The following is an 11,240-nucleotide window of genomic DNA, read 5'->3' as shown; positions in this document are numbered from 1 at the left end:
GTTAGAATGGTGACAATCCCAGCTATGATCTGGAGGAAAATATATTCAAAGCTGTTGGGAACCACAAAGCCTAAAATAAGTACGGTTAAGACATGTACAAAAAGTCCAAGCCGCGCATCAAAAAAGGTTTTGAGTATTAAGGGCATTATACATAACGGCACTACATAAACATAAGCCTCATTGTATTTTACTACCAGGGTGGTTATAAATACCATGAGTAAAATATTAAAGAAAATAAAGGTCACTTTTACGTTGTTCCTAAAAACTTCTGGCCTGTATTTTTTGAGAAACAAAAATAGCATCATCAGCACAAGGGCCACAAGAATGGTGTATCCGAAGAGGATAAAATAGTAGTTATTTTCAGTCCATAATTCCGATTCATATTCCGCTTTTAAGGACTCCAGTATTTTCAAATTCTCAGCCTCTACTACCTCGCCTCTGGCAATTATAAGTTTTCCTTCATCTACATTTCCCCTTGTTAATGAAATTTCAGAAATAGCTTCCTCCAGTTCCCTTCTGGTAAGTTCTTCATCAAAGGAGACATTGGGTTGTAATACATCATAAAAAAGAGTTTTAAAGTCTGCATCATAACTTCCAAGTCTCTTCTCATTGAGCATCTTAGTTATGGAGTCGTCCATAGCCTCCATTCTATAAAGTGCATCAGATTGTAAACGTCTTGCTTCTCCATCCTTTATAAGATAAAGACTGCTTTTGGAGATTAGTTCGTCTGCTTTTTTTAAGATTCCGTAAGTATAAATTGTATCCAGAAAATCTTTCCCCAATGCTTCTAAAATACGTCTTGATCTGTTAGTGAATTTTTCAGTACTGAAAACGACAGGAAATTTATTTGCAAAAATCTGATAGGCTTCCGCAGCCAAGTCCTCATCATAATGATAATAGTCTACCTGATCACTTTCAATCGCATTTCTTTCTTCGGTAATTTCATTATCCGTTTTTTTAATGGAAAAGTCGAAGGGAGCGTAAAGGTTCTCATATTGCCATGGTTTACCTTTTTGAAATTCATATTTGAACTTACCTCCTCTGGGGAAGAAAAATACAATACAAGCTATAGTTATAACATATAGAATGTATTTGTAGATAATCGATTGGTTTTTATAAACGCCGTCTAAGGTTTTGCCCATTACAGAAAGTATCTTCTTCAAAAATAGAAAATAATAGTATCATCGCTTGCCTTTTAGAAACTAAACAGCATGCATTGCACTTTAATTTATTAATTTCGCGTAGTTAAAAGATTTTCATATGAAAGAGGTTGTGATTGTATCTGTAGCCAGAACACCTATTGGAAGTTTTATGGGTTCTCTATCCACTATTCCGGCTCCAAAGTTAGGGGCTATAGCAATAAAAGGTGCCCTTGATAAAATAAATTTGAGCCCAAATGATGTTGATGAAGTACTCATGGGCAATGTTGTTCAGGCAGGAACCGGACAGGCTCCTGCAAGACAGGCTGCCATATTTGCCGGCATCCCCGACACCGTTCCTTGTACTACTATAAATAAAGTCTGTGCATCAGGGATGAAAGCCATAATGCAGGCAGCGCAATCTATTGCTTTGGGCGACACTTCGGTGGTTATTGCAGGAGGGATGGAAAATATGAGCCTGATTCCACATTATGTTCATATGAGAACAGGGCAGAAATTTGGCCCCTCAACATTAGTAGATGGCATGCAAAAAGATGGTTTGGTTGACGTTTATGACCAGAATGCCATGGGAGTGTGTGCAGATGCCTGTGCAGTGGAATACGATTTCAGCAGGGAGGATCAGGATAACTTTGCTATACAATCCTATAAACGATCTGCGGAGGCCTGGAAATCTGGAAAATTTACTGATGAAGTTGTCCCGGTAGAAGTACCTCAACGAAGGGGCGAACCTATTGTTGTGGGGGAGGATGAAGAATATAAGAATGTAAAACTAGATAAGATACCTGCGTTACGGCCGGCATTCACAAAAGATGGCACGGTTACCGCAGCGAATGCATCAACTATTAATGATGGTGCAGCCGCCCTGGTCTTAATGAGCGCAGAAAAAGCCAAAGAAAAGGGTTTAGAGCCCATAGCGACTATTAAAAGTTATGCAGATGCAGCCCAGGAGCCAAAATGGTTTACGACTGCACCGGCAAAAGCACTTCCGAAAGCTCTTGCAAAAGCGGGAATATCTATAGATGATGTTGATTATTTTGAGTTTAATGAGGCCTTTGCAGTTGTAGGTCTGGCCAATATGAAACTATTAAAACTTAATGATAGCAATGTAAATGTGAATGGTGGTGCGGTCTCCCTGGGACATCCGTTAGGTTGCTCCGGGGCACGGATAGTTATTACCTTATTGAGTGTTTTAAAGCAAAATGATGGTAAAGTAGGAGCTGCAGCTATCTGCAATGGTGGTGGTGGCGCTTCAGCAATTATATTGGACAGAAATTAATTTTCGCTGCAACTGTAGCCTATGCATCACGGTATTTGTCACCTTAATATTGTACCCATCAGAATTCTTGCAGAAGATTCGAGTGAGATGATAACCCAACTACTTTATGGTGATCATTTTAAAATTCTGGAAAAACGAAAGTTTTGGAGTAAAATTCGGGATGCCTATGATGGCACTGAAGGGTGGATTCGTAACAATCAATTTATACCAATTGAAAAATCTGATTATCAATCCCTGAATAATTCAGTGGAACATAAATTTTCATCAAATCTCGTATCTTATGTTAATGATGCGAATAGGGTAATGATCCCCATAGTGCTCGGCTCCTCTCTTAAAAGTTTAAAATTACTTTCACATGAATTTGACGGGGACTCAATAAATGAAAAAAAGGGAAAGTCTAATTTGATTATTACTGCGCTTTACTATTTAAATGCCCCCTACTTATGGGGAGGGAAAACGCCTTTTGGAATAGATGCTCCCGGTTTTACACAAATGATATATAAGATAAATGGCTATTCCCTGTTAAGGCGGGCAGAAGAACAAGCGGCTCAGGGTGAAGCTTTAAGTTTTATCGAAGAAAGTGAGCCGGGTGACCTTGCGTTTTTTGATAACAATGAGGGTGAGATAAATCATGTAGGACTTATAATGCAGGATAATTTTATTATCCACGTATTTGGTAAAGTAAGAATTGACAGACTAGATCACACCGGTATCTTCAATACAGAACAAAGAAAGTATACCCATAAATTAAGAGTAATAAAAAAGGTTATATAAAAAACCCTGACAAACTGATTGCCAGGGCTTTTTTATTGGAAATATAAACTAAATTATTCTCCAAGTAATTTCTTCATTTTCATGAAATTTTCAGTATCTCCTAAAGCGCCATAAATATTCTTTAGTTGTGTCATTACACCCTGATTTTCAGGATTTGCTTTCAGAGCTTGTTCCAGGATTATGGCTCCTGTTCTAAACATAGCATCCTTTTCTCTTTTTAATTCTTCGTAACGCGCTATATCTGTCTTAGAATTTCCTAAGCTGTTCATTTCGTCTATTAAACCATTTCCCTGATCTACATAGGTCGTAGAGAGATTCAACTGAGCGTTTACATAACCTGGATCTATCTCCAATGCTCTGCTATATGCTTTCCGAGCTTCTTCAACATTGCCCTGTTCCATATTAATTACACCTATGTTATATTGCAAATCCGCATTATCCGGTGCCATTTCAGCCGCTTCTGCCATAAGTTCCTTAAACTTATCCTTATCACCCATTTTGTAATATAAGTTAGCTTCATTCAGGACCAAATTCACATCATCCGGATTTTTTGTCCTGGCATCAGAAAAGGCAGCAAGCGCCTTATCGTCCTGACCTAATTGTGAATATATCAAAGCCATGTTTTTAACTATTTCCGCATTCTTTGAAGGCGTTTTTTCATCTATTGGATCTTTATAGGTCCCGGATTTAATCATCAAATCTCTTTGAGTTTTTTCCATCACCTCCTCTTGGCCAGATTCCATATTGGTAGCTTTGTAGATTATGCCGCTGCCGTCATAATTAACTTCTCGTAACTCCTCATAATACCCTAAAGCTTCTTCATAATGCCCTCCATTAACGGCACTACTTGCTGCATAATATAAATATATAGTATCTTTTGGGCTAAGTGTATAACTTAAATACAGCTTTTCTGCAGCCTTCTTGAATTCTTTATTTCCATTATCCTCCACCGCAGAATTAACCAGGTCCGCTGTTATAGCTGCCAAACGCTGATTTGTTTCGTCAGCATACTTTCCTTTTGGGCCATCTATACTCAAGACTTTCTTAAAGGAACTAATAGCTTCATCAAAAGCATCACTATCGCCCTTTTTGGCAAGATCTGCATAGGTTTTACCTCTAAGAAAGAAGTAGTTTGCCTGGGTTTTTTCATCTGCTCCACTGATCATTCCCTGAATTCCATCCAAAGATGCTTTGGCTGAGGTTGCATCACCAGATTTTAATGCTTTTTCAGCGGCTTTAAGTTCCGTTTTCTGTGAAAACCCGGCTAGCGTAGAAAATATAGCAGCCAGAATTAAAAGTTTAGTTTTCATTTTAAAATGTATTTACTTATTAGTGTTTATTAATTATTCTTTATCAGTTTCCGGGCTATCCATATCAAGAGCCGTGCCATCTTCCGTTTTTACCTCAATATCCATTATATCAACCTCATCCAGATTATCCTCATCCTTCATTACTTTGGCGACAGCTGCTATAGAGTCTGTGTCTTTCAGGTTGATTAACTTAACACCTTGAGTAGCTCTGCCCATAGTGCGCAGGTCATCAACACTCATCCTTATAGCTATGCCCGATTTATTAATGATCATTAAGTCATCAGAATCAGAAACATTTTTAATGGCTACCAGACCCCCTGTTTTATCAGTTATGGATATGGTCTTAACCCCTTTACCTCCCCGATTGGTAATCCTGTAATCATCAATGCTGGATCTTTTACCATATCCATTCTCAGAGACCACCAATATTTCGTCATCAAAATTATTTACAGACACCATGCCTATTACCTCATCTCTTTCATTTGCCAATCTTATGCCGCGAACACCAGAGGCATTACGGCCCATAGGTCTGGTCTTACTTTCTTCAAACCTGATGGCCTTACCAGATCTAAGCCCGAGTAAAATCTGACTGGTACCAGTGGTTAATTTGGCTTCTAAAAGTTCATCATCTTCTCTTATGTTAATTGCAATAATTCCATTTTGACGCGGCCTGGAATACTGTTCTAATGAGGTTTTTTTAACTGTCCCCTTCTTGGTAGCCATAATTACATAATGGCCATTCACATATTCCTCGTCCTTTAAATCTCTGGTACAAATAAATGCTTTTACCTTATCGTCCTGTTCAATATTCACCAGGTTTTGAATGGCTCGGCCTTTTGATGTTCGGCTACCTTCAGGAATTTCATAAACCCGCATCCAGAAACACTTCCCCTTTTGGGTAAAGAACAACATATATTGATGGTTTGTTCCAACAAAAAGATGTTCAAGAAAATCCTCAGTCCTTGTTGATGAAGCTTTTTGCCCTACTCCTCCCCTGTTCTGTGTTTTATACTCACTTAAGGGAGTCCTTTTTATGTAACCTGCATGCGAAATTGTAATTACTACCTGTTCATCAGGTATCATATCCTCTATACTCAGGTCACCCCCCGCAAAATTTATTTCTGATCTTCTTGCATCTCCATAGCGTTCTTTAATATCTAGAAGTTCATCCTTTATGATCTGCATTCTGCGATCTTTATTAGCCAGAATATCCTTTAAGTCCGCAATTGTCTTAATAATCTCATCGTATTCAGAGCGCAATTTATCTTGTTCAAGACCTGTAAGTTGTCGCAGACGCATCTCTACAATAGCCTTGGCCTGAACTTCAGATAATTTAAATCTTTTAATAAGGTTCTCTCTTGCTTCATCTGCATTTGAAGACGCTCTAATGATGGCGATAACTTCATCAATATTATCGGAGGCAATAATAAGTCCTTCCAATATATGAGCCCGGTCTTCCGCCTTTTTCAAATCAAAAGTGGTACGTCTCACCACTACTTCATGCCGATGCTCAACAAAATAATGAATTATCTCCTTTACATTAAGCATTTTTGGTCTTCCTTTAACCAGAGCTATATTATTTACGCTGAAGGACGACTGTAGTGCTGAATATTTGTATAATGTATTAAGGACAATATTAGGAATGGCATCCCTCTTTAAGATATATACAATGCGCATCCCCTTTCTATCAGATTCATCCCTGATTGATGCTATCCCATCTATCTTTTTATCATTGACCAAATCGGCAGTTTTTTTAATCATATCTGCCTTATTGACCTGGTAGGGAATCTCTGTGACAATTATACATTCCCTGCCCTGAACTTCTTCAAAAGTGGCTTTGGCTCTCATAACAACCCTGCCGCGTCCTGTATGAAAAGCTTCTTTTACGCCGTCGTAACCGTATATGATCCCCCCTGTAGGAAAGTCGGGAGCTTTAATGTGTGTTATTAACTCATCAATCTCTATATCGTTATTGTCAATATAAGCGATGGTACCGTCTACCACCTCTGAAAGGTTGTGCGGCGGCATATTAGTTGCCATACCTACGGCAATACCCGAGGCACCATTTATCAATAAGTTTGGAATCCTGGTTGGAAGAACTGTTGGTTCTTTAAGTGAATCATCAAAATTAAGCTGATAATCTACGGTTTCTTTATCAATATCGGCCAGCATCTCATCGGCAATCTTGCGCATGCGGGCCTCTGTATATCTCATTGCTGCAGGACTATCGCCATCCACAGATCCAAAATTACCCTGTCCGTCAATTAACATGTATCTGAGACTCCATTCCTGAGCCATCCTAACCATACTATCATAAACAGATGTATCACCATGCGGGTGATATTTACCTAAAACTTCCCCAACAATCCTTGCAGACTTCTTGTGTGAACTTGAAGAACGAACGCCTAAGTCGTGCATGCCGTATAAAACTCTCCTGTGAACCGGCTTTAGACCATCCCTGACATCGGGAAGGGCACGTGACACAATGACCGACATTGAGTAGTCAATGTAGGCTGATTTCATTTCATCTTCAATGTTGATCGGGATCAATTTCTCTCCTTCAGCCATATAAAATTCTTATTGCCTTATTATGATTAAAATATCTGGCCAATATACACAAAATCATAGCATAGAAAGCACATTCCAAGTAGTTTATTAAAGAATTTATTAACACATTGGGGTAGTGATTTGGTTAATAATTAGGATGTTAATTTTTTTGTAAATCCGTGTTTTTTTCGTCATTTAGTCCAAGTTTGTCGAATATAGGTACGGTATTTGTCGTTCTTAAGAATAGATTTACTAATTTTATTGCTGAATAAGAAAATTTTATGGATGATAATTTTTCACCTAGAGTAAAAGATGTAATTGCTTACAGCAAGGAAGAAGCATTAAGACTTGGCCATGATTTTATTGGTACCGAGCATTTAATGCTGGGATTGCTACGCGATGGAAATGGAAAAGCAATTAGTATTCTGGATGCACTCGATGTGGACCTGGATCACTTAAGGCGCAAAGTGGAAATTTTGAGTCCGGCTAATCCAAATTCCGGAGGTATTCAAAAAGATAAAAAAAATCTTCATTTGACAAGACAGGCAGAACGTGCGTTAAAAACCACCTTCCTGGAAGCAAAATTATTTCAAAGCTCTTCAATAAATACGGCACATTTACTGCTGTGTATCCTAAGAAACGAAAACGATCCTACCACTAAATTACTCCACAAGCTTAAAGTGGATTATGATGGGGTGAAAGATCAGTTTAAATCTATGATCACCAGTGAGGACGACTATATTGATTCTCCTACAGCAGAATCTTTTCCCAGTGATTCCGATGAACCTGTAGAAGGCAAGGAAGGATCTTTTGGAGGAGCTTCCGGTCAAAAAGGAAGCAAAAAATCCAAAACACCTGTTTTGGATAATTTTGGAAGAGATTTAACACGACTTGCAGAAGATAACAAATTAGATCCTGTAGTTGGACGGGAGAAAGAAATTGAACGTGTTTCTCAAATATTAAGCAGAAGAAAGAAAAATAACCCCCTTCTTATAGGAGAACCCGGTGTTGGTAAGAGTGCTATTGCTGAAGGATTAGCGCTTAGAATTATTAACAAAAAAGTATCGCGAATACTTTATAATAAGAGAGTAGTTACTTTAGATTTGGCTTCGCTGGTTGCTGGCACAAAATATCGTGGACAGTTTGAAGAACGGATGAAAGCCGTAATGAACGAGTTGGAAAAGAATGATGACGTAATTCTTTTTATCGATGAAATCCATACCATAGTAGGTGCAGGTGGTGCAACAGGAAGTTTAGATGCTTCCAATATGTTTAAACCAGCTTTGGCAAGAGGAGAAATTCAATGTATTGGAGCCACTACACTTGATGAATACAGACAGTATATCGAAAAAGACGGTGCACTTGAAAGACGTTTCCAAAAAGTAATGGTTGAGCCGACTACAGTGGAGGAAACCATTGAAATATTAATGAATATTAAAGGGAAATACGAAGATCATCATAATGTAAATTATACTGATGAAGCTATAATTGCCTGCGTTAAGCTTACCAACAGGTATATGACCGACAGATTTTTACCGGATAAGGCAATAGATGCTTTGGACGAATCTGGTTCGCGGGTACACATTATAAACATGGATGTTCCAAAACAAATTCTTGAATTGGAAAATCAATTGGAAGATGTGCGTGAATTGAAGAATAGTGTCGTTAAGAAGCAACGCTATGAGGAAGCCGCTAAGCTTCGGGATGATGAAAAAAGACTTGAAAAGGAATTGTCTATTGCACAGGAAAAGTGGGAAGAAGACAGTAAACTCCACCGCGAAATCGTTAACGAAGAAAGTGTCGCTGATGTGGTTTCTATGATGAGTGGAATACCTGTAAATAAAATAGCACAGACAGAAAGCAATAAACTTGCCGAGTTACCAAATCTCATTAAGGGCAATGTAGTTGGACAGGATGAAGCTGTTGCCAAAGTCGCCAAAGCCATTCAACGAAACAGGGCTGGTCTTAAAGACCCAAATAAACCTATAGGTTCATTCATTTTCCTGGGGCAGACAGGGGTTGGTAAAACCCAGTTAGCCAAGGTATTAGCACAAGAACTTTTTGATTCTGAAGATGCCCTGATCCGCGTTGACATGAGTGAGTATATGGAAAAATTTGCAATATCCAGATTGGTTGGCGCACCTCCGGGTTATGTAGGTTATGAGGAAGGTGGGCAATTGACTGAAAAAGTTAGGCGCAAACCTTATTCTGTAATTCTTTTGGATGAAATTGAAAAAGCACATCCTGATGTTTTTAACATGTTACTTCAGGTATTGGATGATGGTTTTTTAACAGATAGTTTAGGCCGTAAAATAGATTTTAGAAATACGATCATTATAATGACATCTAATATTGGTGCCCGCCAACTTAAGGACTTTGGTCAGGGGGTTGGTTTCGGTACAGCTGCCAAAAAATCGCAGGAGCATAGTCACCATAAGAGTGTGATTGAAAATGCGCTTAAAAAAGCTTTTGCACCAGAGTTTCTGAACAGAATAGATGATGTTGTTGTATTTAATCCACTTGAGCGCAAACATATTCACAAGATTATAGATATTGAATTAGATAAGCTGTATGAAAGAATAAAGGATATTGGATATGATCTGAATTTAACTGATAAAGCAAAAGATTATATCGCCGATAAAGGATTTGACAAACAATACGGTGCCCGACCTTTAAAAAGAGCAATCCAGAAATATATTGAAGATGCCCTTGCGGAAGAAATTGTCAATTCAAAACTCGAAGAGGGCGATAGTATCTATATGGATTTGGATGAAAAGAAAGATGAGCTGTCCATTAAGATAAAAAAATCCAAGAAGGGATCCAAAGCATAACAAAATGTAAGAATTTAGTTATAAAGGAATCAAGTTATTTGGTTCCTTTTTTTATTTCCCCAGATTACAACAAGTAAGAATAGGAATACAGTTTCTACATGGTGTAAACCATATAAACGATATATACGCTTTTGATCTAATATTTTTCGGAAACCTTGACCAAGCGCATACTTTCGTTTTAGACACACTAAACTATATGAAATGAAAGTCGGACCGGCTAAGAAAAAAATTATAGTTAAAGAATACAACTTAGATATTGGCACCGTTCAGGTATTAAAAAATCATATGGTTGTAATCTTTGACGAAGGGGCAACACTTACCCTGGAAAGGGCTTATCAAATTATAGGAATTTCAGAGATACACTTCAGAGACACAAACTTTGGTATTATTAGTCTCAGAAAAAATTCTTATGCCGTTGATCCCACTATTTACAACTATTTAAGGGAATTAAAAAATCTTAAAGCATTTGCTATTGTTTCCGTTAAGGAAGTAGATATGCATAACTTTAAAATTGAAAAACTCTTCTACAAAAAACCAATGAAATTTTACATTGATTATAACAATGCACTAGCGTGGGTACAAAGAAGAGTCAGAAAGAAGTAGGGAACTAATCCTCTTTGGTTTCACTTTCAATATCTGTAGTTGGTACATTAAACAGATCAATATAAGCCGGGCCAATACCATTAATTATTGCCGTTGCTGTTAGCGCCTGGTATCCTAAATTTTCAATTGCTATATCTCCTGCCCTGCCGTGGAGGTATACTCCAAAAATAGCTGCTTTCAAAGGTTCATATTTCTGGGCAATTAATGATGTTATCACTCCTGTTAGTACATCGCCGCTTCCTGCCGTAGCCATGCCTGGATTTCCCGTAGTATTTACATATCCTTTTTCATTATAGATCACTATAGTATGAGCATCTTTAAGTACCAGGATGCAGTCGTATTTTTTAGAGAATTCCCTGGCTTTTTGAAGTTTATCAAAATCATCCTCCCAACTTCCCAGTAAGCGCTTCAATTCTCCCGGATGGGGAGTAAGTATCGTTTTTGGAGGAAGCTTTTTTAATAGCGATTTATTCATGGCAATCATATTAATGCCATCAGCATCAATGACCATTGGACATTTAGTTATTCCTAAAAACTTTGTGAACGCTTCCAGTGTATTTTTTGCAGTTCCCATTCCAATTCCCACGCCTATTACATTGGGCTCTATGTTCAGAGAAATATTCGTGATTTCTTTTTCGCCTTGGTCTGTAATAACCATAACCTCAGGTAATGAGCTCTGTATTGGTATATATCCACATTGCGGTACATAGGCCGAAACCAATCCGCTTCCGGAGGTAAT

7 protein-coding genes and 1 pseudogene are annotated in these 11,240 nt (G+C 38.1%); 4 read left to right on the top strand and 4 right to left on the bottom strand.

What is annotated here, in order from left to right:
• Positions 1–1,142, bottom strand: a pseudogene (locus tag WBN20_RS12715) (phosphohydrolase); the annotation flags it as partial.
• Between the two features lie 118 nt (positions 1,143–1,260).
• Between WBN20_RS12715 and WBN20_RS12710 the strand changes: the two are divergent.
• Complete coding sequence (locus tag WBN20_RS12710; RefSeq protein ID WP_424281959.1) at positions 1,261–2,436, top strand: acetyl-CoA C-acyltransferase; 1,176 nt, start codon at positions 1,261–1,263, stop codon at positions 2,434–2,436.
• Between the two features lie 21 nt (positions 2,437–2,457).
• Positions 2,458–3,210, top strand: a complete 753-nt coding sequence (locus tag WBN20_RS12705) for an NlpC/P60 family protein (RefSeq protein WP_424281958.1) — start codon at positions 2,458–2,460, stop codon at positions 3,208–3,210.
• Positions 3,211–3,263: 53 nt separating this feature from the next.
• Here WBN20_RS12705 and WBN20_RS12700 read toward each other — a convergent pair whose 3' ends face one another.
• Together WBN20_RS12700 and gyrA are read right to left on the bottom strand one after the other, a co-directional pair.
• Entirely contained in the window at positions 3,264–4,520 is a 1,257-nt protein-coding gene (locus WBN20_RS12700) for a tetratricopeptide repeat protein (RefSeq protein WP_424281957.1), read from the bottom strand.
• Between the two features lie 33 nt (positions 4,521–4,553).
• Positions 4,554–7,088: a DNA gyrase subunit A gene (gene gyrA / locus WBN20_RS12695; RefSeq protein WP_424272543.1), complete on the bottom strand. Its 2,535-nt coding sequence runs from the start codon at positions 7,086–7,088 to the stop codon at positions 4,554–4,556.
• A 260-nt stretch (positions 7,089–7,348) separates the two neighbouring features.
• Between gyrA and WBN20_RS12690 the strand changes: the two genes are divergently transcribed.
• Together WBN20_RS12690 and WBN20_RS12685 are read left to right on the top strand one after the other, a co-directional pair.
• Positions 7,349–9,898, top strand: coding sequence for an ATP-dependent Clp protease ATP-binding subunit (locus tag WBN20_RS12690; protein ID WP_424281956.1), 2,550 nt, complete (start codon positions 7,349–7,351; stop codon positions 9,896–9,898).
• Positions 9,899–10,099: 201 nt separating this feature from the next.
• Complete coding sequence (locus tag WBN20_RS12685) at positions 10,100–10,501, top strand: STAS/SEC14 domain-containing protein (protein WP_424272541.1); 402 nt, start codon at positions 10,100–10,102, stop codon at positions 10,499–10,501.
• A gap of 4 nt (positions 10,502–10,505) precedes the next feature.
• Here WBN20_RS12685 and WBN20_RS12680 read toward each other — a convergent pair.
• The coding region (locus WBN20_RS12680; RefSeq protein ID WP_424281955.1) for an NAD(P)H-hydrate dehydratase at positions 10,506–11,240 on the bottom strand (735 nt) is incomplete at its 5' end.

Source organism: Eudoraea sp. (assembly GCF_049665975.1).
Classification (GTDB): Bacteria; Bacteroidota; Bacteroidia; order Flavobacteriales; family Flavobacteriaceae; genus Eudoraea.
Note: the sequence above shows the minus strand (reverse complement) of the source record. Positions and strands in the feature narration are given on the sequence as shown.